Below are 24,540 nucleotides of genomic sequence, written 5' to 3' on the forward strand. Positions count from 1 at the left end.
CGTGCGGTGGCCGGTCAGGGAGTGAGCAGCCGCCGGGCGTCGTCGGCGACGCTGCGCAGCAGCGCGTCGGCGTCGGCGCGCCGCGCGTCCAGCATCTCCGCGTCCAGCGTCTCTTCGCCGAGTGCCGGCGCACCCTGCGCGGCGACCGGCGGAAACGACACCTCGGCATAGGCCTTGACCTTCGGCTCGGTGCCGGACGGCCGGATCACCAGGCGCACCGCGGGCCCACCGGCGTCGTCGGGCGAGGCGAATACCAGCGCGTCGGTCCGCAGCCCGTCGGCGCGCTGGGCGAAATCTGCGTAGTGCACGGCCACGCCGCCGAGGCGGGACGGTGCGCTCCGGCGCAGACGGTGCATCAGCGCATCGATCACGCCGGGGCGGTCGGCGGCGACCGATATCTGGCGACCGGCATGCATCCCGTACTCGCCGGCGAGCCGGTCGAGCTCGTCGGCGATGCTGCGCCCGTCCGCGCGCAGCATGGCAGCCATGCGGCACAGCGCCACCGCCGCGGATATCCCGTCCTTGTCGGCGACGGCGTCGGGGTCCACGCACATCCCGATCGCCTCCTCGTACGCGTAGACGAGCCGGGCGCCGGGCACGTCGTCGGCGGCCCGCGCCAGCCACTTGAAGCCGGTGAGCGTGGTGCGGAACCGCGCGCCGTGTGCCGCGGCGATGCGGCCGAGCAGCGTCGACGACACGATCGTCGTCGCGACGAGCCGGGCCGAGGCCGGGACCGATGCCGGATCAGAGACCGGTTCCGTGGCAGGGCCGCCGGCGCGCAGGATGTGCTCGCCCAGCAGCGGGCCGGTCTCGTCGCCGCGCAGCATCCGCCAGCCGTCGCGGCCGGGCACCCCCAGCGCGCACCGGTCGGCGTCCGGGTCGAGCGCGATCGCCACGTCGGCGTCCACCCGCCGCGCCAGAGCCAGTAGCCGGTCGGCGACGCCGGGCTCCTCGGGATTGGGCCGCGGCGCGGTGGGGAAGTCCGGGTCGGGGGCGAACTGCTCGTCCACCACGTGCACGTCGGTGAAGCCCGCGCGCCGCAGCGCCGCCACCGCCACGGCGCCGCCCACCCCGTGCACCGGGGAGAGCGCGACGCGCAGGGGGCCGTCCGCCCCGACCCCGGCCAGGACCCGGGACGCGCGCTCGAGGTACCGCTCGACGAGTGCGGCGCACCGCGGGTCCGGTTCCGCGGAGCCGCGGTGCGCGGCCTCCGGCAAGGGCGTGCGTGGGATCTCCGCCGCGGGCCCGGCCTCGGCGATGGCCTCCTCGATGGCGCGGTCCGCGGGCGGCACGATCTGCGCACCGCCCCGCAGGTAGACCTTGTAGCCGTTGTCGCCCGCGGGGTTGTGGGAGGCGGTGATCTGCACTCCCGCCGCGGCGCCGAGCGCGCGGACGGCGAAGGCGGTGACGGGCGTGGGCAGCGGCTCCGGGAAGGTGACCACGTCGAACCCGGCGGCGGCCAGCACCTCGGCGGCGGCGCGCGCGAAGCCGGCGGAGCCGTGCCGGGCGTCGCGCCCCACGACGACGATCGCCCCCGACTCGCCGCGGCCGAGCAGGTGGGACGCGAGCCCCGCGGTGGCGCGCAGGACCACCGCGGTGTTCATCCCCGCCGGCCCGGCACGCAGCGGGCCGCGCAGCCCGGCGGTGCCGAAGGCCAGGGGCGCGGCGAACCGCGCGGCGAGCTCGGGCCCGCCCGGCGGCAGTGCCGACAACTCGGCGCGGTCGCGCGGATCCGGATCGCCCGCAATCCATGCCGCCACCCGCCCGGCCAGCGGCGCGGGATCGGGTTCGGGCGGCGTCACAGCGCCGACACCACGTCGCGCAGCAGCCCGCCCATCCGGCCGGCGGCCGCCGCGCCCGCCGCGAGCACCTCCTCGTGGTCGAGCGGTTCCCCGGTGATCCCGGCCGCGGCGTTGGTCACCATCGACACGCCGAGCACCCGCGCGCCCGCGGCACGTGCGGCGATCGTCTCGTGCACCGTGGACATGCCGACCAGGTCGGCGCCGAGGGTGCGCAGCATCCGGATCTCCGCGGGCGTCTCGTAGTGGGGGCCCGGCATGCAGGCGTACACGCCCTCGGCGAGCGTGGGGTCGACGTCCCGGCACAGCGCGCGCAGCGCGGGGTCGTAGGCGTCGGTCAGGTCGACGAAGCGCGGGCCGACCAGCGGCGAGCGCCCGGTGAGGTTGAGGTGGTCGCTGATGAGCACCGGCTGCCCCACCGACATGTCCGCGCGCAATCCGCCCGCCGCGTTGGTGAGCACCACCGTCCCTGCGCCGGCGGCGCACGCGGCGCGGACGGGATGGACGACGTGGGAAAGGCCGTGGCCCTCGTAGGCGTGGGTGCGGCCGAGCATGACCAGGACGCGGCGCCTGCCCACCGTCGCGGAGACCACCGTGCCGGCATGCCCCTCGGCGGTGGGCGGGACGAAGCCGGGCAGCTCGGACATGGGGATCCGCACGCCTGCTTCGGCGCCGCCCAGCAGCCGGTCCACGGCGGGCCGCCAGCCGGAGCCGAGCACCACGGCCACGTCGTGGCGCTGCACCTCGCTCAGCTCGGCGATGACGGCCGCGGCCTCCTCGGCGCGGGGCTCCTGCCTGGCGGAGACCGGGCGCGGTGTGGAGCCGGGGGCGGGCTCATCGGTGGGGAGGTTCGGCGACGGCATGGCCCCATTGTGCTGCCGGGCCCCATCGCGCCGCCGACGGGCCGTGCCGCGAAGCGCGGACCCGGGACGACCGGTCGCTACGATCAACCCATGCCGAACACTGAGCAGGAACCGGACAGCTCCGACGGCGCGCCGGGCACGGCACCGCGCGCGATGCCGCGGCTGCAGCGCCGGGGCGACGTCTTCATCCTCTGGCTGGCGGGCACGGACGCGGTGGACGACGACGCCCGCTTCCACCCGGACCGGATGGCCGCACTGCACGCGGCGCTCGACGAGGTGGAGGCCTCCGACGGGCCCGCGGCGCTGGTCACCGCGAACGCCGGCAAGTTCTTCAGCAACGGACTGGACCTGGACTACATCCTGCCGAAGCCGGACCGGCTGGACGCCTACCTGGACGAGGTGCACGCCCTCTTCAGCCGTCTGCTCGTGTTCTCCACGCCCACCGTGGCCGCGGTGCAGGGGCACGCGTTCGGCGCCGGCGCCATGCTGGCCACGGCGCACGACTTCCGCGTGATGCGCGCCGACCGTGGCTTCTACTGCCTGCCGGAGGTCACGCTGCAGATGCCGTTCACCCCGTCGATGTCGGCGCTGATGACGCGCAGGCTGCCCCCGCAGGTGGCGCTCGAGGCGATGACGACGGGCCGCCGCTACGGCGGCCGTGACGCGCTGGCCGCGGGCATCGTCGACGCCGTCGCGGACGGCTCCGCCTCGGCCGACGCGGTGCTCGACGCGGCCGTCGCGCGTGCGCAGGAACTGGCCCCGCTGCGCGGTGCCAACCTGGCGGGGATCAAGCGGGGGATCCACGCGGAGCTGCTCGAGGCGCTGGCGCGCAAGACCGCCGGCACCCGGATCGGCGGCTGAATCATGGCGGCCGGCGCGGATTGGTTCGAGGAGTGGCTGGGGGCCCACCGCGACGACCTGACGGCCTGGCGCCGCCACATCCACCGCAACCCCGAGTTGTCCCGCGCGGAGTTCCAGACCACCGACTTCGTCGTGCAGCACCTGCGCGCCGCGGGACTCGAACCGCAGGTCCTGCCGGGCGGCACCGGGCTCACCTGCGACATCGGCCCGGCGGACGCGGACGGCAAGCGGATCGCACTGCGCGCGGACATGGACGCGCTGCCGATGGGCGAGACCACCGGGCTGCCCTTCGCATCGCGTAACCCGGGCGCGGCGCACGCGTGCGGGCACGACGCGCACACCGCCATCCTGCTGGGCACAGGCCTGGCGCTCGCCTCGGCGCCGGCGCTGCACCAGGGGGTGCGGCTGCTGTTCCAGCCCGCCGAGGAGGTGATGCCGGGCGGGGCGCTCGACGCGATCGCCGCAGGCGCGCTCGACGAGGTCTCGCGCATTTTCGGGCTGCACTGCGACCCGCATCTGCGGGTGGGCACGGTGGGCCTGCGAGTGGGGGCGATCACCTCTGCCGCGGACATCGTCGAGGTGCACCTGAGCTCGCCCGGCGGGCACACCTCGCGCCCGCACCTCACCGCGGACCTCGTGCACGCCATCGGCCTGCTCATCACCGGCATCCCCAACCTGGTGGGGCGCCGCGTGGACGCGCGGTCGCGGACCGTCATCACCTGGGGTGCGGTCAACGCCGGTGCGGCGGCCAATGCGATCCCCCGCAGCGGTGTGCTGCGCGGCACCGTCCGCACCGGCGACAGGGCCACGTGGCGGCAGCTGCGCCCGCTCGTCTGCGAGCTGATCCAGGCGCTCGCGGTGCCGACGGGGGTCGAGGTGGACATCGACTACCGCCAGGGGGTGCCGCCCGTCGTCAACGACGAGCATTCGGTGGCGGTGCTGCGGCGGGCGGTCGACGCGATCGGCCCCGACGTGGCGGTGCCCACCCCGCAGTCCAGCGGCGGCGAGGACTTCGCCTGGTACCTGGAGAAGGTGCCCGGGGCGATGGCGCGCCTGGGCGTGTGGGACGGCGGGCGCAAGGTGGACATCCACCAGCCCGACTTCGACCTGGACGAACGCGCACTGGAGGTGGGGGTGCGCACGATGGTCAATCTGGTCGCCCCGCGGGTCAAGGTGCCCTACCAGGAGACGCTGGGGTAGCGGCCCCTACTCCGGGCAGCCCGGGCCCACGTTGCGGCTCTCGCGGGTGCGCAGCCCGCGCACGTAGTGCGACGGCGCACCGGCGGCCTCGGCGGCGTCCGCGATCACCCCGAGGTAGCGGGCGGACGGCAGGCCGCCCTCGAACGCGTCCATGACGTACAGCCAGGCCAGCAGCGGATCGGTGACCACGGCGGCGGGGTCGGCGTCGAGGGACGGTGGCTCCGTGGGCGCCGGGACGGCGGGGGCGGAGTCGTCGCCGGGTGCGGGACGGGCGCCCTTGCCGGGAGCGGTGCCCTCGGGGTGGATGCGCACGCGGATCTTGCGGTGCAGGCCCAGCTCGGCGCCCTCCCAGCGGTCCAGCCCCGGCGCGTCGTCCGCGGCGACGTCGTAGAGGACCACGAACACCCGGGAGTCCGGATCCTCGACCACGGTGGCCAGCGCGCCCTCCCAGCCCAGGTCGCCGCCGCAGAACGTCAGCCGCCACCCGTAGAGCCAGCCCGTCCCCGCCATCGGCGAATGCGGTGCGCGGGTGAGCATCTGCTCCGGGTGCATGTTGGACCCGTAGGCGGCGTACATCGACACGCGTCCACGATAGGCGACGCGGCCGTCCGCGCGCGATCCGCGCGTCCTCCGATCCCGGAGACGCCGTGGGCGCGGGACGCGCCTGGCGGACGGCATCACCCGTCCGGGGGAGTCGTGGCCGCGGGGTGTGCGGCGCGCCTCCGCGCGCGGCCCGGAACCGATAGCGTGGACGCGACGGCGCCGCGACCGGCCATCCAGGCGGCGGGCGCGCGCCGCACCGGGGCCCACGAGACGACGCGGACCACAGCGACGAACGGAGATCGGCGAGCATGTACCGGATCGTGATCATCGGCGGCGGACCGGCCGGCTACGAGGCGGCGCTGGTGGCGGCGCAGAACGGCGCGGCGGTGACCCTCGTGGACTCCGAGGGCGTCGGCGGCGCCGCGGTGCTGGCGGACTGCGTCCCGTCGAAGACGTTCATCGCGTCGACGGGCATGCGGACGACGCTGCGGCGTGCCGACGAGCTGGGCGTGGACATCGACCTGGACCACGCGCACATGAACATGAAGCGCATCAACCGGCGCGTCATCGACTTGGCCCGCGCGCAGTCGGAGGACATCTCGGCCCGGCTCGAGGAGGAGGGCGTCACCGTCATCGACGGCCGCGGGCGCCTCGCCGACACCGCCACCGGCCTCGCGTCCCACCAGGTGACCGTCTCTCTGGCCGGCGGCGGCGAACAGACGCTCACCGCGGACGTCGTCCTCATCGCCACGGGGGCCAACCCGCGTGTGCTGCCGGGGGCCGAGCCGGACGGCGAACGCATCCTGACCTGGCGGCAGGTGTACGACCTGGAGGAGCTGCCCTCGCACCTGATCGTCATCGGGTCGGGCGTCACCGGCGCGGAGTTCGTCTCCGCCTACACCGAGCTGGGCGTCAAGGTCACGCTGGTGTCCAGCCGCGACCGCGTCCTGCCGCACGAGGATGAGGACGCCGCGCTGGTGCTGGAGGAGGCGCTGGCCGAGCGCGGCGTCAGCATCGTCGCCCACGGCCGTGCGGACCGCATCGACCGCACCGCCGACGGCATCAGCGTGGTGCTCTCGGACGGGCGCACCGTCGAGGGCAGCCACGCGTTGATGACGGTGGGCTCCGTGCCGAACACCGACGACCTGGGGCTCGACTCGGTGGGCATCGAGCTTGAACGCAGCGGGCACATCACGGTCGACCGCGTCTCGCGCACCTCCGCGCCCGGCGTGTACGCGGCCGGCGACTGCACCTCGCTGATGCCGCTCGCCTCGGTGGCCGCCATGCAGGGGCGTATCGCGATGTACCACGCGCTGGGCGAGGGGGTGACGCCAATCAAGCTCAAGACGGTCTCCGCGGCCGTGTTCACCCGCCCCGAGCTGGCCACCGTCGGCGTCAGCCAGAAGGCCATCGACGCGGGCGAGGTGCCCGCCCGCACGATCATGCTGCCGCTGAGCACCAACCCGCGCGCGAAGATGATGGGCCTGCGCCGCGGTTTCGTGAAGATCTTCTGCCGGCCCGCGCAGGGCACCGTCATCGGCGGCGTCGTCGTGGCGCCCACGGCGTCCGAGCTGATCCTGCCGATCGCCATCGCGGTGCAGAACCGGCTGTCGGTGGCGTCGCTGGCGGCCACCTTCTCCGTGTACCCGTCGCTGTCCGGATCGATCACCGAGGCCGCCCGGCAGCTCATGCGCCACGACGACCTGGACTGAGAGCATGCCGACGGCCCGCCGCGCGCCGACGGACAGCGCCCCGTGAACCACAACCTGACCTGGCAACAGGCGGCGTGGCTGGCCGGCGCCGCCGCGGCGGTCGCGGCGGCGCTGTGGGCGTGGTCGAGTGCGCGGCGACGGCGTGGAGCCGAAACGCCCGCGCGGGCGCTCGCCGCGGCGCGGCTGCTGCGCGAGGCTGCGGTGGTCGTCGGCCTGTACGCGGTCTGGCAGTGGGTGGGCGGCGTCGCCGGCCGCACCACCGACGGCGCCGTCGCGCACGGGCAGGCGATCCTCGACCTCGAGCACGCACTGCACCTGCCCGGCGAGCACGCGGTGCAGCAGTGGATCCTCCCGTACGCGTCCGCGTCCCAGGCGGCCAATCTGTACTACGCCACCGCGCACTTCGGCGCCATGATCGCCCTGCTGATATGGCTGTACGCGCGGCACCGCCGGGCCTACGGCCGGGTGCGCACGGTGGTGGCGGTGTCGACGGCCGCGTGCCTGGCGATCTCGCTGGTCGCCGTCGCCCCACCGCGCCTGCTGCCGGACGCGGGCTTCGTCGACGTGGCCGCGCGCTACGGGCAGTCCGTCTACGCAGCGGCCGGGGCGCTGGCACCCGACGAGGTCGCCGCGATGCCGTCGGTGCACGTGGCGTGGGCGTACATCGTGGCCTGCGCGGTGTGGCGGTACGGCGGCCGGCGGTGGCGGTGGATCGGCCCCGCGCATCTGGTTCTCACGGTTTTCGTAGTGGTCGCCACGGCCAACCACTACTGGCTCGACGGGGCGGCCGCCATCGCCGTGGTCGCCGTGTGTGCTGCGGCGACGGCGGCCGGCTACCGGGCGGCGGCGCGCGTGCGCGGGGCGGTGGTCAGTCCTGCACCCAGCCGTAGGTGCGTTCCACCGCCTGGTTCCACCGGGCATACAGCTCCTCGCGCCGCTCCGCGGGCATCGACGGCTCCCACGTGCGCTCCGCCGACCAGTTCCGGCGGATCTCCTCCGTCCCGGACCAGTACCCCACGGCCAGCCCCGCCGCGTAGGCGGCCCCGAGCGCCGTCGTTTCGATGACGGCGGGGCGGGTGACCGGAACGCCCAGGATGTCGGCCTGGAACTGCATGAGCAGCTCGTTGACCACCATGCCGCCGTCCACGCGCAGCTCGCCGACCGGCAGCCCCGACTCCATCGCCGCCTCGATGACCTCGCGGCTCTGGAACGCGGTGGCCTCCAGTGCGGCGCGCGCGATGTGCGCCTTGGTGACGTAGCGGGTGAGCCCTACCAGCACCCCGCGCGCGTCGGGGCGCCACCGCGGCGCGAACAGGCCCGAGAACGCGGGCACCAGATAGGCGCCGCCGTTGTCGTCCACGCTCGCCGCCAGCGGCTCCACCTCGGAGGACGACGAGATGAGGCCCAGGTTGTCGCGCAGCCACTGGACCAGCGAACCGCTCACCGCCACCGATCCCTCCAGCGCGTACACGGCCGGCTGATCGCCCAGGCGGTAGCAGACGGTGGTGAGCAGGCCCTTGTCGCTGTGCACAGGCTCGGTGCCCGTGTTGAGCAGCAGGAAGTTGCCGGTGCCGTAGGTGTTCTTGGCGTCGCCCGGCTCCAGGCACGCCTGGCCGAACATCGCCGCCTGCTGGTCGCCGAGGATCCCCGCCACGGGCACCCCGCCGAGCACGCTGCGTCGGCGCACCCGGCAGTACTCCTCGGACGAGCTGCGGATCTCCGGCAGCATCGAGACGGGGATGCCCATGTCCTCGCAGATCCGTTCGTCCCACTGCAGCGTGGTCAGGTCCATCAGCAGCGTCCGCGAGGCGTTGGTGACGTCGGTGACGTGGATGCCCGGTTCCTGGCCCGGCCCGCCGGTCCCGCCGGACAGGTTCCACATCAGCCACGTGTCCATGGTGCCGAAGCACAGCTCGCCGGCCTCGGCGCGCTCGCGCACCCCGTCGACGTTCTCGAGGATCCAGGCCAGCTTGGTGCCGGAGAAGTACGGCGAGAGCGGCAGGCCGGTGACGGCGCGGTAGCGGTCGATGCCGCTGCCGTCCGGGGCGCCCGCCGCGAGTCGTTCGCAGATCTCCGCGGTGCGCGTGTCCTGCCAGACGATGGCGTTGTACACCGGCTCGCCGGTGGCCCGGTCCCACACCACGGTGGTCTCGCGCTGGTTGGTGATGCCGATGGCGGCGATCTCCGACGCGGGGATGTCCGACGACGCCAGCACCTCGCCCGTCACGGATCGGGAATTGATCCAGATCTCCTGGGCGTCGTGCTCCACCCACCCGGGATGCGGGAAGATCTGCCGGTGTTCACGCCGGGCCACGTCGACGATGCGGCCGTCGTGGTCGAAGATGATGCACCGGCTGGAGGTGGTGCCCTGGTCGATGGCGGCGATGTAGCCGCCGCGGTGCGGGGTGTTTGCGTCGGTCACCGCCTCATTATGCGGATTCCGCCGCCCCGCGCGGCGTAATCCGGTGGGCCGCGCGCCGCAGCAACTAGCCTGGGAGAGGTGCCGCGGCACGACGGCATGCAGAGGATGCGACGGCCGTTGAGGACACGGTGCCAGACGAAACTGCGCCAGACGATACGGCGCCAGACGATACGGCGACAGGGAGTCAGGGTGGCGAAGGAACCGGGACACGAGCGGCTCGGGCCCCGCCAGCGCGACGAGGCGTGGCGGCGGCTGGGCGCCGAACAGTTCGATCTCATCGTCATCGGCGGCGGGGTCGTCGGGGCGGGCACGGCGCTCGACGCCGCCACCCGCGGGCTCCGCGTGGCGCTGGTGGAGGCGCGCGACTTCGCGTCGGGCACGTCGTCGCGCTCGTCGAAGATGTTCCACGGCGGGCTGCGGTACCTGGAACAACTGGAGTTCGGGCTGGTCGCCGAGGCGCTGCACGAGCGGGAGCTGGCGATGTCCCGGCTGGCTCCGCACCTGGTCAAGCCGCTGCAGTTCCTGTTCCCGCTGCAGCACCGGCTGTGGGAGCGGCCGTACATCGCCGCCGGGATCATGCTCTACGACAGGATGGGCGGGGCCAAGTCGGTGCCCGCTCAGAAGCACCTGACCCGGGCGGGCGCGCTGCGCATGGCGCCGGGGCTCAAGCGCAGCGCGCTGGTGGGCGGCATCCGGTACTACGACACCGTCGTCGACGACGCCCGCCACACCATGACCGTCGCCCGCACCGCCGCCCACTACGGCACGGTGGTGCGTACCTCGACCCAGGTCGCGGGGTTCCTGCACGAGGCGGACCGGGTCAGCGGCGTGCGCGTGCGCGACAGCGAGACCGGCGAGGCCACCGACGTGCGCGGGCACGCCGTCGTCAACGCGACGGGCGTGTGGACCGACGAGATCCAGTCGCTCTCCGGCGAGCGCGGCCGCTTCCGCGTGCGCGCCTCCAAGGGCGTGCACATCGTGGTCCCGCGCGACAGGATCGTCAGCGAATCCGCCATCATCCTGCGCACGGAGACGTCGGTGCTGTTCATCATCCCGTGGGGCCGGCACTGGATCATCGGCACCACCGACACCGACTGGAACCTGGACCTGGCGCACCCGGCCGCGACCCACGCGGACATCGACTACCTGCTGCACCACGTCAACAAGGCGCTGGTCACCCCGCTCACGCCCGACGACATCGAGGGCGTCTACGCGGGCCTGCGCCCGCTGCTGGCGGGCGAAAGCGACGAGACCTCCAAGCTCTCACGTGAACACGCGGTGGCCCGGGTGGCACCCGGGCTGGTCGCCATCGCCGGCGGCAAGTACACCACCTACCGGGTGATGGGCGCCGACGCGGTGGACGAGGCCGCCGAGGACATTCCCGGCCGGGTGGCCGAGTCCGTGACGGACAAGGTGCCGCTGCTCGGCGCCGACGGCTACTTCGCGCTGGTCAACCAGGCGCAGCACGTGGCCGACCGCTACGGGGTGCACCCGTACCGGGTGCGGCACCTGCTGGACCGCTACGGCTCGCTCATCCACGACGTGCTCTCCCTCGCGGAGGGGCGGTCGGAGCTGCTGGGCCCCATCGACGCCGCGCCGAACTACCTGCAGGTGGAGGTCGTCTACGCCGCCGACTCCGAGGGCGCCCTGCACGTGGAGGACGTGCTGGCCCGGCGGACCCGGATCTCCATCGAGTACGCCCACCGCGGCGTGGACTGCGCGCGGCAGACCGCCGGGCTCATGGCCGGCGTGCTCGGCTGGGACCAGGCCACCATCGACCGGGAGGTGGAGAACTACTGCGCGCGCGTCGAGGCGGAGGTGCGTTCGCAGGAACAGCCCGACGACGCGTCCGCCGACGGATTGCGCGCCGCGGCGCCGGAGGCGCGTGCCGAGATCCTGGAGCCCGTCGAGTAGGGCCGCGGTGTCCGGCCCCGCGCGGCTAGTGTGCGGGGCTCGAGTTCAGGACGGCACGATGGCGTTGAGCGCGGCCCATACCAGGATCGTGGTCCCCGTGGTCCACAGCGCGATCGCCACGGCCTGCCAGCGCAGGACCCTCGCAGGCGGTGTCCCGGACGCGACGAGCATGGCGGAGGTGAACTGGGTCGGGATCGCCAACGGTCCGAGGAGGCTCGCCCCGGGTACGCCGAAACGTGCCAGCCACTTCCGGAAGCGCCGGCGGCCCTTCGACTCGCCCGCGCGCCCGGCGTCGCCGAAACCGGGTTCGGCATCACCGGGCGCGGGGGCGCGCATCGGGCCCGTGCGGCCGCCGACCACCGCAGTCCGGGCCCGGGAACCGACTGCCACGACGACCAGCACGCTGAGGAAGTTGCCCAGTGCGGCCGCCAGGCCGGCGACGAACGGATTGATGCCGCCGATCACTCCGATTGTTGTTCCTACCTCGCCCTCGATGAACGGGATGGCTCCCGCGAGCATGGCGATGAACGGACGGATGTGCTCAGGCACCTGCGTCACCAGTTCCTGGAAATCGCTGACGAGGTTCTGGAGGGGATTCACGGCGGGCCTTCCTCTGGCTGGAGCTGAAGGTCGAGGTCTGCCTCGACACGCCCAGTAGAGGCCGTGTTCTTGGAACAGGGTCAAGCATCGTGCGGATACACACTGGTCAGTCGGCGTTCTCCACCGGCTGATCGAGAGCGCGCACACGCTCGTCCGCCAGGATGCCCGCACGGGACAGCACGTCCAGCTGTGCAGGGTTGTAGAGCTCCAACATCGCCTCGACGAGAGTCCGCCGCGTCACGTGGCCGGGCTGCGACAGCCGGGATTCGGGGGCTCTCAACCACGGGAAGTCGATGAGATTCCGGGCGACGATCGGCGCGAGCTGCTCTGCGAGACCGGCTCGCGCCGCTTCGTCCGCATCGGGCGGCAATCCTTCGAGGCGTGCGCTGACGGCATCGGTGTCGGCGTCCACCATGGCACGTACGTCTTCGAGTGCGTCCGCGTCGTAAAGCCTGGAATAGATGTGGATTATCGCGCTGTCGGCCTCGGAAAGCCGCGATGCAACGGCCGTGAATCCCGCAGGTGCATCGGCGGGGGCGTCGTCGGTCAGGATCGCCGCGATGTCGCTGCGCGCCTTCTCGAGGCGCTCGATCCGCCCGGCGAGTTCGGCATCGAGGTTTCGCAGCGAGTCCCGGGCGTGATCGCCTGCCATGTCGGTTCGGCCGATCTGCGTCAGGCCGACTCCCAGCTCCGCCAGTCTGCGAACGCGCAGAAGTCCTACAAGATGCCGAATCCCGTACTGCTTGTATCCGTTGGACCGACGCTCGGGCTCCGCGAGCAGGCCGAGCCGGTGATAGTGACGGATGGTGTTCACCGTCGTCCCCGTCAGCTCGGCGAGCTCGCGGGTGCTCCACGGCATGCCGCCTCCGTCCTGCGCGCGTCGACACGGCGCACGGTCACCACCCGTGGATACCACGCTGCGGCACCGGTCCGCCGTGGTGCCGGGTTCGTCGTGGGCTCACGCCGGTTCGGGCAGCCCCATCGCGGAGCGGGTGGCGGCGGGGATGTGCGCCAGGTGCTCGGCGTTCTTGGTGACGAACTTGCGCACGTAGCTGCAGGTGGGGACGACGGAAAGCCCTGCGGCCTCGGTGTCCGCCAGCGCGGCTGCGACGACCTTGCCGGCCAGCCCGCGGCCGCCGAACTCGGAGCCGACCTCCGTGTGGTCGAAGTCGCGGGCCCCGTCGGCCGGCTCGTACGCGGCGAAGCCGGCGAGCTCGTCGTCGACGAACACCTCGAAACGGTGCTGCTGCTCGTTGTGGACGATCTTCTCGTTCATCTGCTGCCGCCTTCCGTCGACGCCGGACCGCCGATTGCGGGCCTGCTCACTCACCGTTGTAGCAGCCGCATGAGAAACCCCGGCGCCCAGGCCGTGCGGGGAGCGCCCGCCGGGTTGTAGTGCTGTGGTCCGGACGCGTAGCGGCCGGCGGGAAGGTTGCGGGCGGGGCTCTCGAGCAGCGGCGCATCCGCCGCCACCGTGCCCGCGGCGCGGTCCACGCCGTCGCGGGCCCGGGGATGCTTGCGGTAGCGCGGCGGAACCAGGCGGAACAGCGCGTTGACGGTGCGCCCGACGAGCCGGTGCAGACGCGCATCGCGTGCCGTCCAGCGGTAGCCCAGCAGGTCCCGCACCTCCGGGTCGTACATGCCCACCGTCAGCCAGACGAACCCGCGCGCCAGCAGGGGGCGCTGCAGCCGCCAGAGGGCGTCCGGCAGCCACGGCAGGAACGGCGGGCGGGGGAGCGCGGAGAGGTCGAGCACGTCACGTGTGGCCTTGTTGTCCTCGAGCACCTCGGCGCACATGTGCTTCCAGTACCGCTGGAAGTCCTCCCAGGTGTCCGGCACCGGCCGCATGCTCACGCCGTACTGGGCGTACCACTGCTTGTGCTCGTCGAACAGCCGGCGCTTGTCGTCTTCCGAGATGCCGCCGCAGAAGTGTTCGGCGGTGACGATGGTGCCGTAGAAGAACGTGGCATGCGCCCAGTAGAAGACGTCCTGGTCCAGAGCGTGGTAGCGGCGGCCCTGGGAATCGACGCCCTGGATGCCGCGGTGGTAGTCGCGCACCTCGAGCCCGGTGCGGTGCGCGCGGTCGCCGTCGAACACGACGCCGCCGATGGGGTAGAGGGACCGCAGCAGCCTCTCCCAACGCTCGTCGAAGAAGTCCGAGTGCTGCTCCACCGCGGCACCGAGCTTGGGGTGCATGTTCTGCATGGAGCCGGCCCACGGCCCCTGGAGCAGCCCGCGCCAGTCCCCGAAGTACTTCCACGTCGCGGACCCGGGCCCCAGTGGCGCGGCTGCGGAGGCGGCCGGAGCGTGCCGGCCGGAATGCGCCGGCGGAGTCTCCGCGGGGCTTTCGTCGGCCTGCGGAGGGGGGAATCCGCTCATGAGGGGTCCTCGATTCCGTCCAAGCGACTGGCTGCGCGTCCTGTTGACAACGTATGTTGTCAGGATAGGAATGCGGTGCGGATCGGTCAAGGGAGGTGGTGAGGGATGGCGCCTGGGCGAGATGCGCAGCCTTCGCTGGAGCAGCGCAGGCGAATGCGCCGTGAGGCGCTCATCGACGCGGGCATCACGCTGCTCGGCTCCACGGAGACGACGCCGCTGACCGTCCGAGCAGCATGCCGCTCGGCGGGCCTGACCGAACGCTACTTCTACGAGAGCTTCGACGACCGGGACGGATTCGTCCGCAGCGTCTACGACGAGCTGGGCGCCCGGGCGAAGGCCACGCTGGGCGACGTGGTGCAGGCGGGGCCCATGGACGGGGCGACGCGGGCGCGCGCCGCGGTGGAGGCGTTCATCGGGTTGACGGTCGACCGGCCGGTGCTCGGCCGTGCATTGCTCATCGCGCCGCTGACGGAACCCGCATTGAGCAGGGTCGGGGTCGCGCTGGCGCCGGAGTTCGTCACGATGGTCTTCGACGGCCTCTCCACCGTGGAGGACGTCGAGGAACGGCGTATGCGGTCCACCGGGCTCGTCGGGGCGTTCACCGCGTTGTTCATCGGCTTCCTCGACGGCACGCTGGCGGTGGACCGGGAGAGGCTCGTCGAGCACTGCGTCGGACTTCTGATCGACTCCGGGGTGCGCAACCCGCGCGGATCGGTCACCGCCTAGTCGCGATCAGGCGGGGGCCGACGGCGGGAACGACCACGGGCCGGAAGCTCCGATCGGTTGATCGATGCTCCCGGCCCGCTGCAGGGCGACTACGCGCGCCCGGCGGTTCCAGCGCCTACTTGATCTCGGCCAGCACGGTGCCCTGGTTGATGGCAGCACCCGGCTCGACGGCCAGGCCGGTGACGACGCCGTCCTTGTGCGCGGTCACCGGGTTCTCCATCTTCATCGCCTCGAGCACCACGATCAGGTCGCCGGAGGCGACCTCCTGGCCCTCCTCGACTGCGATCTTGACGACGGTGCCCTGCATGGGGGCGGTGATCGCGTCACCCGACACGGCGGCGTTGCCGGCGGCGCCGCGCTTGCGGGGCTTGACCTTGCGGCGCACGGCGGTCGCGGTGCCGCCGCCGTTGCCGCCGAGGTTCAGCTCGCCGGGCAGCGACACCTCGAGGCGGCGGCCGCCGACCTCGACAACGACGTTCTGCCGCTCGGCGTCGTCCTCCGGCGCCTCACCGGGCGCGTTGAAGGGCTCGACGTTGTTGACCCACTCGGTCTCGATCCACTTGGTGTAGATGTCGAAGCCGTTCTCGTCGCCGATGAAGGCCGGGTCGTCCAGCACTGCGCGGTCGAACGGGATCACCGTGGCCAGACCCTCCACCGTGAACTCGGCCAGTGCGCGGCGGGCGCGGGCCAGGGCCTGCGGGCGGTCTTCGCCGGTGACGATGAGCTTGGCGAGCATCGAGTCGAACTGGCCGCCGATCACGCTGCCGGTCTCCACGCCTGAGTCCATGCGGACCCCGGGGCCCGTGGGCGGCTGGAACAGGGTGACGGGGCCGGGGGCGGGCAGGAAGCCGCGGCCGGCGTCCTCGCCGTTGATGCGGAACTCGATGGAGTGCCCGCGCGGGGTGGGATCCTCCTTGATGGAGATCTCGTCGCCGTTGGCGATGCGGAACTGCTCGAGCACCAGGTCGATGCCGGAGGTCTCTTCCGTGACGGGGTGCTCCACCTGCAGGCGCGTGTTGACCTCGAGGAAGCTGATCGTGTCGCCCTGCACCATGTACTCCACGGTGCCGGCGCCGTAGTAGCCGGCCTCGCGGCAGATGGCCTTGGCGGACTCGTGGATGCGGCCGCGCTGCTCATCGGTCAGGAACGGCGCGGGCGCCTCCTCGACCAGCTTCTGGAAGCGGCGCTGCAGGGAGCAGTCGCGGGTGCCGACCACGACGACGTTGCCGTGCGTATCGGCGATCACCTGGGCCTCGACGTGGCGGGCCTTGTCCAGGTACTGCTCGACGAAGCACTCGCCGCGGCCGAAGGCTGCGACCGCCTCACGGGTGGCCGACTCGAACAGCTCGGGGATCTCCTCGACGGTGCGCGCGACCTTCATGCCGCGCCCGCCGCCGCCGAACGCCGCCTTGATGGCCACGGGGACGCCGTGCTGCTCGGCGAAGGCGACGACCTCGTCCGCCCCGGCCACCGGATCCTTGGTGCCCGCGGCCATGGGCGCCTGCGCGCGCTCGGCGATGTGCCGGGCGGTGACCTTGTCGCCCAGGTCGCGGATGGACTGCGGCGACGGGCCGATCCAGATCAGGCCGGCGTCGAGGACGGCCTGCGCGAAGTCGGCGTTCTCGGACAGGAACCCGTAGCCGGGGTGGATGGCGTCGGCGCCGGAATCGGCTGCGGCCTTGATGAGCTTTTCGATGTTCAGGTACGAATCGGCAGAGGTCTGGCCGCCCAGAGCGAAGGCCTCGTCGGCGAGGCGGACGTGAGGTGCGTTGGCGTCGGGCTCGGCGTAGACGGCCACGCTGGCGAGACCCGCATCGGCTGCCGCTCGTATCACTCGCACCGCGATCTCGCCACGGTTGGCGACGAGGACCTTGGTGATCTTTTCACTGGAGTGATTCGGCACAGGGCCTCCCGGGAGTGTCTTCGTGGAAGTTCATGCCCCTCGCGGGGGCGATTCTGGTAATGGAGTCTAAGCAACCGGGCCATGCGGCGTCAGCCGCCGGTCCCGCTGCGACCGCATCGCGCCACTGCGCGACCGGATCACATTCTAGGCGCCCGTGTGACGGCGGCTTCAGGCGGACTCCCGGATGTTGCGCTTGACCCGCGAGAGCATGGCCGACAATCCGCGCAGCCGCAGCGGGCTGACCACCTTCTCGAGTCCCAGGGTGGAGTAGAAGTCGTCGGGCACCCCCAGGATGTCCTCGGCGCTGCTGCCGTTGAGCCCCTCGTAGAGGATCCCCGCGAACCCGCGCGTGGTGGGGGACTCCGGGGGAGCGCTGAAATACAGGCGCACCGACTGCCTGTCGGCGGCGTCGACCCGCAGGAACAGAGGCGACTGGCACTCGGGCACGGGCTCCATCGCCGCCTCCTCAAGCTCGGCCGGGAGCGGGGGGAGCTCCTGGCTGAACTCGAGGAGGAGGGTGACCTTGTCCTGCCCCTGGAGATCCTCGAAATCGTCGATGATCTCCGCGAGCGCGGCGGGAATGCTCATGCCTGCGACGGTACCGCCCCGGGCTCCTCACCCGCTGCGATGGGCACGCGCACCGTATTGCCCCATTCGGTCCAGGAGCCGTCGTAGTTGCGGATGTTCGGCAGGCCCAGCAGGTGGGTCAGGACGAACCAGGTGTGGCTGGAGCGCTCGCCGATCCGGCAGTAGGCGATGATCTCGCCGTCGTCGCCCTGGCGGGCCTCCTTGACGCCGGCGTAGATCTCCTCGAGTTCGTCGCGGGAGCGGAAGCGGCCGTCGGGCGCGGCGGCCTTCGCCCACGGGATGGACACGGCGGTGGGGATGTGCCCGCCGCGCAGGACCCCTTCCTGCGGGTAGTCGGGCATGTGCGTGCGCTGGCCCGTGTACTCCTCGGGCGAGCGGACGTCCACGAGCGGCCCCGAGCCGAGGAAGTCCCGGACGTAGCTCTGGTAGGCGCGGATCTGCGAGTCGTCGCGCTCCACCGCCGGGTACTCCGTGCGGGGCAGCTGCGGCACGTCGAAGGTCATCTCGCGGTTCTCCGCCAGCCACGCGTCGCGGCCGCCGTCGAGGAGGCGCACGTCCTCGTGCCCGAACAGCGTGAACACCCACAGCGCGTAGGCGGCCCACCAGTTGGACTTGTCGCCGTAGACGACGATGGTGTCGTCGCGCTTGATGCCCTTGCTGCTCATCAGCTCGGCGAAGGCGGGCCCGTCGAGGTAGTCGCGCGTCACCTGGTCGTTGAGGTCGAGGTGCCAATCCACCTTGACGGCGCCGGGGATGTGGCCGACGTCGTAGAGCAGCACGTCCTCGTCCGATTCGACGACGACCAGACCCGGCGTGCCGATGTTCGCGGAGAGCCACTCGGTGGAAACGAGTCGCTCCGGGTGTGCGTAGGCGGCGAAGGCCGGATTCTGCTCGACGGGGACTGGCACGGTGCGCTCCTGTTGTCTCGGCAGTGGCGGGCTGAGGCGTCACCGCGGGCCGATTAGGCAATACCGCCGTGACGTAAATCAGCGTAGTCCCGAGCAGGCGGATGAGACACGGCGCGGGGCAGCGCGGCGGTGTGGACCCTGTCACTCGTGCGGTCGGTGCGGGGCCGACCGGTCGTCGCGGGATTGGACGGAGGCCGGTGCGCGGCGCTGCGACTGCACGACCGCGAAGCCCGCCCACGACGCGGCGACGACGAGCGCCGCCGCGATCTCGGCGATGCCGGCCGCACCGCGCGGATAGAACACGCCGGTGATGTAGTAGGCGATGAACCCGCCGTCCGGCAGCGGATCCATGCCCCCGCCGTCGCGGGCCCAGCGCTCGATCAGCGTCAGCGGGCATTCGAGGTACGGGATGACCGTGATGCAGACCGCCCACGCGGCGGCGATCAGGTGCAGCCAGATCGTGCGGGGATGGCGCCAGGCGATGAACCCGCCGCACAGCAGGTACCCGATGAAAGCGAAGTGCAGGGCCGCCGACACGGCCACCAGTGCCACGTACACGCGCTCACCCCCGCGGACCGGAACGGTGCGTCCTTACCGCTTGAGATTAGTCCGCGAACGGCTCCGCGATGCGCGAATCGGCCAACACTGCGAGGCGCGGCGTGCACGTTCCACGCCGGCCCGGCGGGCTACTCCTCGCCGGTGGCCGCGGCCGGGTCGAGCATGGTCAGCAGCAGCGTGGCGTCGGTGACGGCCCGCACCTCGTGCAACAGCCGGGCCGACAGGTGTGCGACGTCGCCGGGATGCAGGTCCACGGTGCGGCCGTCGGCGGTGAACTCGATGTGCCCGTCGATGGACTGCACCAGAATCGGGAACGCGGCCTTGTGCTCGGCGAGGATCTGGCCGGCGGCGAACCGGAAGACGATCACGCGGGCGCCGTCGGCGACCATGATGCGCTTGACGCCCGGGCGCGCGCCGCGCGGCGCCACGGCGTCGATCAGCCCGTGGTGGTCGGTCATCGTGAGGACCCGGGGCGCAGTGCCGGGCGAGGCCGTCTCGGAGCCGGACGTCGTCGCCTCAGGGGCGGGCATGGTTTCCTCGGATTCGGGCATGGTCACCTCTCAGCGCGGCCGTCGGACCCGATCATCGCACGGACCCCCGCCGGAGGAGCGTGGCAGCGCCGGTCAGCGGGCAGCGCGGTCAGCGGGCAGCGCCGGTCAGCGCGGTCAGCGGGCGTTGCCCGCCCACAGTTGCGCGACGTCGAGACCCACGTCGCGCAGGAGCGTGCGGACCAGCGGCAAGCCGATGCCGATGACGCTGGACGGGTCGCCCTCGAGCGAGTCGACGAACCAGCCGCCGAGGCCGTCGAGCGTGAAGGCCCCGGCCACCTCGAGCGGTTCGCGGGACGCCAGATACGCCTCGAGCTCCGCCTGCGAGGGCGTGCCGAACCGCACTGTGGTGGAGCAGACGCCCTCCGCCTCGGCAATCACGCGCCCGTCCGCGATCCGCAGCAGGCAGTGCCCCGTGAGAAGGTCGCCGCTGCGCCCGGCCATCGTGGCCCAACGTTCGCGTGCGGCCTCCACGGTGTGCGGCTTGCCCTGCAGGCGGCCGTCGATGTGCAGCATCGAGTCGCAACCGACGATCACCGTGTGGGCCGGGGCGTCGGCGTCGCGCGCCTGCACGGCGAGACCGTCGGCCACGTCGACCGCCTTCGCGCGGGCGAGCGCCGCGACGACTTCGGCGGGGCCGGTCTGCTCCGGCAAGGCGGATGCGACAGCGTCCTCATCCACCGAGGAGACCCGCACCGACGGTTCCACCCCCGCCGCGCGCAACACCGACAGACGCGCGGGGGAGGCGGATGCGAGGACGAACAGGACGGGCGCGACGGCGCCGTCCGGGCCGGGATCACCCGGGCGGGCGGCGACGGGCGATGCCATGATCAGCGGCCGCCGAATCTCCCGGATTGGTACGCGCGCGGCGAGAACATGCGCGGCATGCCGTCGAGCGCGTCGTCGAGATCGCCCCACATGTCACGCGGACCCGCATCATCGGAACCGTCACCGCCATTGCCGGAGGCGGCGGCGACGACGGCGACCAGTACCGCGAGCTCCTCGGGCGACGGGTTGCCCTTCACGACCCGGAGCAACGCCGGAGCCGTGGCCACGTCGCCGTCACCGGCCGGCGCGGCGGCCTCGTCGATCGCGCTCTGCGCTTCGGTATCCACAGCTTCCGCATCCACCATAGTTTGGGAATCCACCACCGCTCCGGCCTTCGACACAGTTCCGACACTCACAGTGGAATGTTCCCATGCTTCTTGGGCGGCAGGCTGACCGACTTGCGTTCGAGCAGCCGCAGCGACTTGGCGATGTAGGCGCGGGTGTGCGAGGGCGGGATCACCGCGTCCAGGTAACCGCGCTCGGCGGCGACGTACGGGTTGACCAACGTGTCCTCGTACTCCTGCTGGAGATCCAGGCGCACCGCGTCGACGTCCTTGCCCTCGGCCTCGGCGGCCTTGAGCTCCTTGCGGTAGACGAAGCCCACCGCGCCCGACGCGCCCATGACGGCGATCTGGGCCGTCGGCCAGGCGATGTTGACGTCGGCGCCCATGTGCTTTGACCCCATGACGTCGTAGGCGCCGCCGTAAGCCTTGCGCGTGATGACGGTGATCTTGCCGACCGTGGCCTCGCCGTAGGCGAACAGCAGCTTGGCGCCGCGCCGGATGATGCCGCCGTACTCCTGCTCGGTGCCCGGCAGGAAGCCGGGCACGTCCACCAGGGTGACGATGGGGATGTTGAAGGCGTCGCACGTGCGCACGAAGCGGGCGGCCTTCTCGGAGGCGTCGATGTCGAGCGTGCCGGCGAACTGCGTCGGCTGGTTGGCGACGATGCCGACGGAGCGGCCGTCGATGCGCGCGAAGCCCACGATGATGTTGGTGGCGCGGCCCGCCTGGACCTCGAGGAACTCCTCGTCATCGACCAGCCGCTCGATGACCCCGTGCATGTCGTACGGCTGGTTGGGGGAGTCGGGGATGAGCGAGTCGAGTTCGAGGTCGGTGGCGGTCACGGAATCCTCGACCGACGTCTCCACCGGGTTGGGCGCCGGGTAGCGCGGCGGCTCGGAACGGTTGTTGTCGGGCAGGTAGCCCACCAGCTCCTTGACGTAGTCGAGCGCGTCCTGCTCGTCGGGCGCCACGTAGTGCGCCACGCCGGAGGTGGCCATGTGGGTGTTCGCGCCGCCGAGCTCGTCCATGGTGACGTCTTCGCCGGTGACTGTCTTGATGACGTCCGGGCCGGTGACGAACATCTGGCTGGTCTTGTCGACCATGACGATGAAGTCGGTCAGCGCCGGGGAGTAGACGTGCCCGCCCGCGTTGGGTCCCATGATCAGCGAGATCTGCGGGATCACGCCGGAGGCCTGCACGTTGCGGTAGAAGATCTCGCCGTACAGGCCCAGGGAGACCACGCCCTCCTGGATGCGGGCGCCGGCGCCCTCATTGATGCCGATCAGCGGCCGGCCGGTCTTGAGCGCAAGGTCCATGACCTTGACGATCTTCTCGCCGTAGACCTCGCCGAGGCTGCCGCCGAAGACGGTCACGTCCTGGCTGAAGATGCAGACCTCGCGCCCGTCGATGGTGCCGTAGCCGGTGACCACGCCGTCGCCGGTGGGGCGGTTGGCGTCCAGGCCGAAGTTCGTCGATCGGTGCCGGGCGAGCGCGTCGATCTCCACGAACGAACCGTCGTCCAGCAGCTCCTGGATGCGTTCGCGGGCGGTGAGCTTGCCCTTCGCGTGCTGCTTCTCAATGGCGGCCGCGCCGACCGGCTGCTGGGCCTCCGCGAGCCGGTTGCGCAGGTCCGCGAGTTTGCCCGCGGTCGTGTGGATGTCGATGGCGGCCGGGTCCTGTGGGGCCGCGGCGCCCGTCGTCGAGTCTGTCGCACTGGTCATGTGCTGCATGGTAGCGATGCGCGCCACACCGCATTACTGCGAGGTCCGACTACCGGCCGGTAGTCGGTGTGCGGGTGGCCACAGCGTGAACCGCGGCTCGCGCGCGGGCGGGCGGCGACTGCGCGCAGCCGCGGAACAGTCAATAGTCTGGGTGGCATGTACGGGGATCTGGGACGGCCGCCGCTGGACGAGCGCGGCCTGCGGCGGAGCCTGGCGGGCGCGGTGGACGCGCCGTGGTCGGGTCTCGAGGTGCTCGCGGAGACAGGCTCGACCAACGCGGACCTGCTCGAGCGCATCGCGCGGGACCGGCGTCCCGAATCGCTGGATCGGACGGTGCTGCTGGCCGAGCAGCAAGTGGCGGGCCGTGGGCGGCATCGGCGGTCGTTCGAGTGCGCGCCGCAATCCCAGGTTCTGATGTCGACGGTGCTGCGCCTGCCCGGAATCCCCCCGGACCGGATCGGCTGGCTGCCGCTGCTCACCGGGGTCGCCGTGGTCGACGCGCTCCGCGAGGTGGCGGAGGTCGACGCGCGGCTCAAGTGGCCGAACGACGTTCTCGTCGGCGACAGGAAAGTGGCCGGGATCCTCGCCGAGGTCGCCTCGCCCGCCGCCCGACCGGGTGCGCCGTACGTCCCGATGATCGTCGTGGGGGTGGGTCTCAACGTCTCGCAGTCGGCCGACGAGCTGCCGGTCCCCACCGCGACGTCGCTGGCGGTCGAGGGCGCCGCGTGCGTGGATCGCAACACACTGGTCCGGGCGATGCTGCGCAACCTGGCCTCGCGGACGCACCGTTGGCAGGGGCTGCGCGGCGAATCCCCGGAGCTGACCGCGGACTACCTGCGCCACTGCAGCACGGTGGGACGCGAGGTGCGGGCGCTGCTGCCCGGCGGCGACGCGCACGTCGGCCGCGCGACGGGCATCGACGAGCGCGGCTGCCTGCTCATCGACGCGGGGTCGGCGGGGCCCGTGGCGGTGGCGGCGGGCGACGTCGAGCATGTGCGCCCGGCCCCCGCGCCGGGCGCGGGCTGACCGGGACGGCGATGGCCTACCCCGAGAGCGTCCTGGAACCGGGCGAGACGGTGCTGTGGCACCGGAATCCGCACTGGAAGTCGGTCCTGCCTGCGGCCCTGCTGCTGCCGGTGCTGACGGGCGTCGCGGGCATCTGCGGCGGCCTGATCGAGCGGCATGCGGGCCCGGGTGTCTCCGCGGTGCTCTACAGCGTTCTCGCGGTGGCGTGGTGCGCGGCGGTGTGGTGGCGGTGCGTGCTGCCGTGGCTGCGGTGGCGGTCGACGCACTTCGTCGTCACGGACCGGCGCGTCATGGTCCGCCAGGGGGTGTTCTCGCGCTCCGGGTTCGAGCTGGAACTGGAACGGGTCAGCGACGTCCGCTATCGCCGGTCGTTCTCGGAGCGGCTGCTGGGCGCGGGGACCCTGGTGCTGCGTTCATCTTCTGCGGAGCCGTTGGAGTTCGCCGGGATGCCCGGGGCGCGACGCGTGCAGCGGCTCATCCGCGAGGAGGCGGGCTGGAGCTGATCGGACCCGGAGCGGCGGCGCGCGGCGGCATGCGCGGTCGCCGCGGTCCGTGGATTCAGCCTCGCGGCGTGAGCCGCGGCTCGGGGAGGTCCGGCGGGCCGGGTTCGGACACGTCGATCTCGGTGGTCCCGTCCTCGTGCGGGAACACCCAGCGCCGCATGGCCCAGAACCGGAAGGCCATCTGCAGCAGGTTGCCGATGATGTAGGCGCTGACGAAGTCCGCGATGTTCTCGACCGTGAGCGAATAGTGCTCGGCGTTCAGGTGCAGCCCGTAGCGGGACACCCACAGCGGCGCGAAGCTCAGCACCACGCCGATCCCGCTGACGATGAAGAACAGCACCGCCTCGGAGCTGATGTGCCGACCGCCGCGGGAGCGGAACGACCACTGCCGATTGAGGAAGTACGACAGGATCATGGCCAGCACGCCGGAGATGATTTTGGCGGTGACCGGCTTGGGCTCGAGGATCGTGAGCTTGAGGCAGTAGAAGATCGCCAGGTCGACGACGAAGGTGGTACCTCCGACGATGGCGAACTTGATGAACTCGGCGTGGCGCAGCGCGAGGTCCCGGAACGGCTGCGGGATCATCCCCATCACGGTGTCGACATAGGCCACGATCCCACAGTCTAGATTCCGCAAGGCCCGGCGTGTGCGCT

The 24,540-nt window shown here is 72.1% G+C and carries 24 protein-coding genes and 1 pseudogene; 8 read left to right on the top strand and 17 right to left on the bottom strand.

Going from position 1 to position 24,540, the window contains the following annotated elements:
- Nucleotides 1-14: 14 nt before the first annotated feature.
- Together FO059_RS04620 and FO059_RS04625 are read right to left on the bottom strand one after the other, a co-directional pair.
- On the bottom strand, nucleotides 15-1,802 hold the full coding sequence (locus tag FO059_RS04620) for a phospho-sugar mutase (RefSeq protein WP_233266912.1): 1,788 nt from the start codon (nucleotides 1,800-1,802) through the stop codon (nucleotides 15-17).
- Nucleotides 1,799-2,662, bottom strand: a complete 864-nt coding sequence (locus FO059_RS04625; protein WP_143906763.1) for a purine-nucleoside phosphorylase — start codon at nucleotides 2,660-2,662, stop codon at nucleotides 1,799-1,801. The genes FO059_RS04620 and FO059_RS04625 overlap by 4 nt, the downstream gene beginning before the upstream one ends.
- Before the next feature lie 153 nt (nucleotides 2,663-2,815).
- Here FO059_RS04625 and FO059_RS04630 point away from each other — a divergent pair, with 153 nt between their 5' ends.
- Nucleotides 2,816-3,523 (top strand): enoyl-CoA hydratase/isomerase family protein, encoded by a 708-nt coding sequence (locus FO059_RS04630; RefSeq protein ID WP_143910436.1) that lies wholly within the window; start codon nucleotides 2,816-2,818, stop codon nucleotides 3,521-3,523.
- A gap of 3 nt (nucleotides 3,524-3,526) precedes the next feature.
- On the top strand, nucleotides 3,527-4,723 hold the full coding sequence (locus FO059_RS04635; RefSeq protein WP_143906765.1) for an amidohydrolase: 1,197 nt from the start codon (nucleotides 3,527-3,529) through the stop codon (nucleotides 4,721-4,723).
- Nucleotides 4,724-4,729: 6 nt separating this feature from the next.
- Here the strand turns inward: FO059_RS04635 and FO059_RS04640 are convergent, their stop codons facing one another.
- Entirely contained in the window at nucleotides 4,730-5,305 is a 576-nt protein-coding gene (locus FO059_RS04640; RefSeq protein WP_143906767.1) for a gamma-glutamylcyclotransferase family protein, read from the bottom strand.
- Between the two features lie 269 nt (nucleotides 5,306-5,574).
- On the opposite strand from FO059_RS04640, the gene FO059_RS04645 reads away from it, so the two are divergent.
- Nucleotides 5,575-6,978 carry an NAD(P)H-quinone dehydrogenase gene (locus FO059_RS04645; RefSeq protein WP_143906769.1) on the top strand — a complete coding sequence of 468 codons (1,404 nt, stop codon included), beginning with the start codon at nucleotides 5,575-5,577 and terminating at the stop codon, nucleotides 6,976-6,978.
- Between the two features lie 234 nt (nucleotides 6,979-7,212).
- Nucleotides 7,213-7,785: pseudogene (locus FO059_RS18645) on the top strand (phosphatase PAP2 family protein); the annotation flags it as partial.
- A 61-nt stretch (nucleotides 7,786-7,846) separates the two neighbouring features.
- Here the strand turns inward: FO059_RS18645 and glpK are convergent.
- A complete protein-coding gene (gene glpK, locus FO059_RS04655) occupies nucleotides 7,847-9,400 on the bottom strand; it encodes a glycerol kinase GlpK (protein WP_143906773.1) in 1,554 nt (517 codons plus the stop codon).
- A 189-nt stretch (nucleotides 9,401-9,589) separates the two neighbouring features.
- On the opposite strand from glpK, the gene FO059_RS04660 reads away from it, so the two are divergent.
- Nucleotides 9,590-11,314 carry a glycerol-3-phosphate dehydrogenase/oxidase gene (locus tag FO059_RS04660; RefSeq protein WP_168226582.1) on the top strand — a complete coding sequence of 575 codons (1,725 nt, stop codon included), beginning with the start codon at nucleotides 9,590-9,592 and terminating at the stop codon, nucleotides 11,312-11,314.
- A 45-nt stretch (nucleotides 11,315-11,359) separates the two neighbouring features.
- Here the strand turns inward: FO059_RS04660 and FO059_RS04665 are convergent, their stop codons facing one another.
- The 4 genes from FO059_RS04665 to FO059_RS04680 form a co-directional block, all read right to left on the bottom strand.
- Nucleotides 11,360-11,914 carry a small multidrug efflux protein gene (locus FO059_RS04665; RefSeq protein ID WP_143906775.1) on the bottom strand — a complete coding sequence of 185 codons (555 nt, stop codon included), beginning with the start codon at nucleotides 11,912-11,914 and terminating at the stop codon, nucleotides 11,360-11,362.
- 106 nt (nucleotides 11,915-12,020) lie between these two features.
- Nucleotides 12,021-12,773, bottom strand: coding sequence for a MerR family transcriptional regulator (locus tag FO059_RS04670; RefSeq protein WP_143906777.1), 753 nt, complete (start codon nucleotides 12,771-12,773; stop codon nucleotides 12,021-12,023).
- 99 nt (nucleotides 12,774-12,872) lie between these two features.
- The gene (locus FO059_RS04675; RefSeq protein WP_143906779.1) at nucleotides 12,873-13,190 is read right to left on the bottom strand and encodes a GNAT family N-acetyltransferase; all 318 of its coding nucleotides are present in this window, start codon (nucleotides 13,188-13,190) and stop codon (nucleotides 12,873-12,875) included.
- Nucleotides 13,191-13,240: 50 nt separating this feature from the next.
- Nucleotides 13,241-14,293, bottom strand: a complete 1,053-nt coding sequence (locus tag FO059_RS04680) for an oxygenase MpaB family protein (RefSeq protein WP_143906781.1) — start codon at nucleotides 14,291-14,293, stop codon at nucleotides 13,241-13,243.
- 105 nt (nucleotides 14,294-14,398) lie between these two features.
- Between FO059_RS04680 and FO059_RS04685 the strand changes: the two genes are divergently transcribed.
- Nucleotides 14,399-15,019, top strand: coding sequence for a TetR/AcrR family transcriptional regulator (locus FO059_RS04685; RefSeq protein WP_143906783.1), 621 nt, complete (start codon nucleotides 14,399-14,401; stop codon nucleotides 15,017-15,019).
- Nucleotides 15,020-15,134: 115 nt separating this feature from the next.
- Here FO059_RS04685 and FO059_RS04690 read toward each other — a convergent pair whose 3' ends face one another.
- The 8 genes from FO059_RS04690 to FO059_RS04725 form a co-directional block, all read right to left on the bottom strand.
- Nucleotides 15,135-16,922: an acetyl/propionyl/methylcrotonyl-CoA carboxylase subunit alpha gene (locus FO059_RS04690; RefSeq protein WP_143906785.1), complete on the bottom strand. Its 1,788-nt coding sequence runs from the start codon at nucleotides 16,920-16,922 to the stop codon at nucleotides 15,135-15,137.
- A gap of 168 nt (nucleotides 16,923-17,090) precedes the next feature.
- Entirely contained in the window at nucleotides 17,091-17,510 is a 420-nt protein-coding gene (locus FO059_RS04695; protein ID WP_143906787.1) for a SufE family protein, read from the bottom strand.
- A complete protein-coding gene (locus FO059_RS04700) occupies nucleotides 17,507-18,418 on the bottom strand; it encodes a sulfurtransferase (protein ID WP_143906789.1) in 912 nt (303 codons plus the stop codon). The genes FO059_RS04695 and FO059_RS04700 overlap by 4 nt, the downstream gene beginning before the upstream one ends.
- Nucleotides 18,419-18,559: 141 nt before the next feature.
- The gene (locus FO059_RS04705; RefSeq protein ID WP_143906791.1) at nucleotides 18,560-18,976 is read right to left on the bottom strand and encodes a DUF2784 domain-containing protein; all 417 of its coding nucleotides are present in this window, start codon (nucleotides 18,974-18,976) and stop codon (nucleotides 18,560-18,562) included.
- Between the two features lie 128 nt (nucleotides 18,977-19,104).
- A complete protein-coding gene (locus FO059_RS04710; RefSeq protein WP_233266911.1) occupies nucleotides 19,105-19,527 on the bottom strand; it encodes a cupin domain-containing protein in 423 nt (140 codons plus the stop codon).
- Between the two features lie 114 nt (nucleotides 19,528-19,641).
- Nucleotides 19,642-20,352 (bottom strand): Maf family protein, encoded by a 711-nt coding sequence (locus tag FO059_RS04715; protein WP_143906793.1) that lies wholly within the window; start codon nucleotides 20,350-20,352, stop codon nucleotides 19,642-19,644.
- Between the two features lie 2 nt (nucleotides 20,353-20,354).
- Nucleotides 20,355-20,693 carry an acyl-CoA carboxylase subunit epsilon gene (locus FO059_RS04720; RefSeq protein ID WP_235671115.1) on the bottom strand — a complete coding sequence of 113 codons (339 nt, stop codon included), beginning with the start codon at nucleotides 20,691-20,693 and terminating at the stop codon, nucleotides 20,355-20,357.
- 11 nt (nucleotides 20,694-20,704) lie between these two features.
- The gene (locus FO059_RS04725) at nucleotides 20,705-22,357 is read right to left on the bottom strand and encodes an acyl-CoA carboxylase subunit beta (protein WP_143906795.1); all 1,653 of its coding nucleotides are present in this window, start codon (nucleotides 22,355-22,357) and stop codon (nucleotides 20,705-20,707) included.
- Between the two features lie 156 nt (nucleotides 22,358-22,513).
- Between FO059_RS04725 and FO059_RS04730 the strand changes: the two genes are divergently transcribed.
- Nucleotides 22,514-23,383, top strand: a complete 870-nt coding sequence (locus FO059_RS04730) for a biotin--[acetyl-CoA-carboxylase] ligase (protein WP_143906797.1) — start codon at nucleotides 22,514-22,516, stop codon at nucleotides 23,381-23,383.
- A gap of 11 nt (nucleotides 23,384-23,394) precedes the next feature.
- A complete protein-coding gene (locus FO059_RS04735; protein WP_143906799.1) occupies nucleotides 23,395-23,886 on the top strand; it encodes a PH domain-containing protein in 492 nt (163 codons plus the stop codon).
- 55 nt (nucleotides 23,887-23,941) lie between these two features.
- Here the strand turns inward: FO059_RS04735 and FO059_RS04740 are convergent, their stop codons facing one another.
- The gene (locus tag FO059_RS04740) at nucleotides 23,942-24,499 is read right to left on the bottom strand and encodes a GtrA family protein (protein ID WP_199257071.1); all 558 of its coding nucleotides are present in this window, start codon (nucleotides 24,497-24,499) and stop codon (nucleotides 23,942-23,944) included.
- Between the last annotated feature and the right edge of the window lie 41 nt (nucleotides 24,500-24,540).

The organism is Tomitella fengzijianii (genome assembly GCF_007559025.1).
In the GTDB taxonomy this organism is placed as follows: domain Bacteria; phylum Actinomycetota; class Actinomycetes; order Mycobacteriales; family Mycobacteriaceae; genus Tomitella; species Tomitella fengzijianii.

What these genes read in the sequence shown, in the direction of transcription:
- FO059_RS04625 (WP_143906763.1), bottom strand. Translation starts at nt 2,662, where the DNA reads ATGCCGTCGCCGAACCTCCCCACCGATGAGCCCGCCCCCGGCTCCACA.
- FO059_RS04630 (WP_143910436.1), top strand. Translation starts at nt 2,816, where the DNA reads ATGCCGCGGCTGCAGCGCCGGGGCGACGTCTTCATCCTCTGGCTGGCG.
- FO059_RS04635 (WP_143906765.1), top strand. Translation starts at nt 3,527, where the DNA reads ATGGCGGCCGGCGCGGATTGGTTCGAGGAGTGGCTGGGGGCCCACCGC.
- FO059_RS04645 (WP_143906769.1), top strand. Translation starts at nt 5,575, where the DNA reads ATGTACCGGATCGTGATCATCGGCGGCGGACCGGCCGGCTACGAGGCG.
- FO059_RS04670 (WP_143906777.1), bottom strand. Translation starts at nt 12,773, where the DNA reads ATGCCGTGGAGCACCCGCGAGCTCGCCGAGCTGACGGGGACGACGGTG.
- FO059_RS04675 (WP_143906779.1), bottom strand. Translation starts at nt 13,190, where the DNA reads ATGAACGAGAAGATCGTCCACAACGAGCAGCAGCACCGTTTCGAGGTG.
- FO059_RS04680 (WP_143906781.1), bottom strand. Translation starts at nt 14,293, where the DNA reads ATGAGCGGATTCCCCCCTCCGCAGGCCGACGAAAGCCCCGCGGAGACT.
- FO059_RS04685 (WP_143906783.1), top strand. Translation starts at nt 14,399, where the DNA reads ATGGCGCCTGGGCGAGATGCGCAGCCTTCGCTGGAGCAGCGCAGGCGA.
- FO059_RS04695 (WP_143906787.1), bottom strand. Translation starts at nt 17,510, where the DNA reads ATGAGCATTCCCGCCGCGCTCGCGGAGATCATCGACGATTTCGAGGAT.
- FO059_RS04710 (WP_233266911.1), bottom strand. Translation starts at nt 19,527, where the DNA reads ATGCCCGAATCCGAGGAAACCATGCCCGCCCCTGAGGCGACGACGTCC.
- FO059_RS04715 (WP_143906793.1), bottom strand. Translation starts at nt 20,352, where the DNA reads ATGGCATCGCCCGTCGCCGCCCGCCCGGGTGATCCCGGCCCGGACGGC.
- FO059_RS04725 (WP_143906795.1), bottom strand. Translation starts at nt 22,357, where the DNA reads ATGACCAGTGCGACAGACTCGACGACGGGCGCCGCGGCCCCACAGGAC.
- FO059_RS04730 (WP_143906797.1), top strand. Translation starts at nt 22,514, where the DNA reads ATGTACGGGGATCTGGGACGGCCGCCGCTGGACGAGCGCGGCCTGCGG.
- FO059_RS04735 (WP_143906799.1), top strand. Translation starts at nt 23,395, where the DNA reads ATGGCCTACCCCGAGAGCGTCCTGGAACCGGGCGAGACGGTGCTGTGG.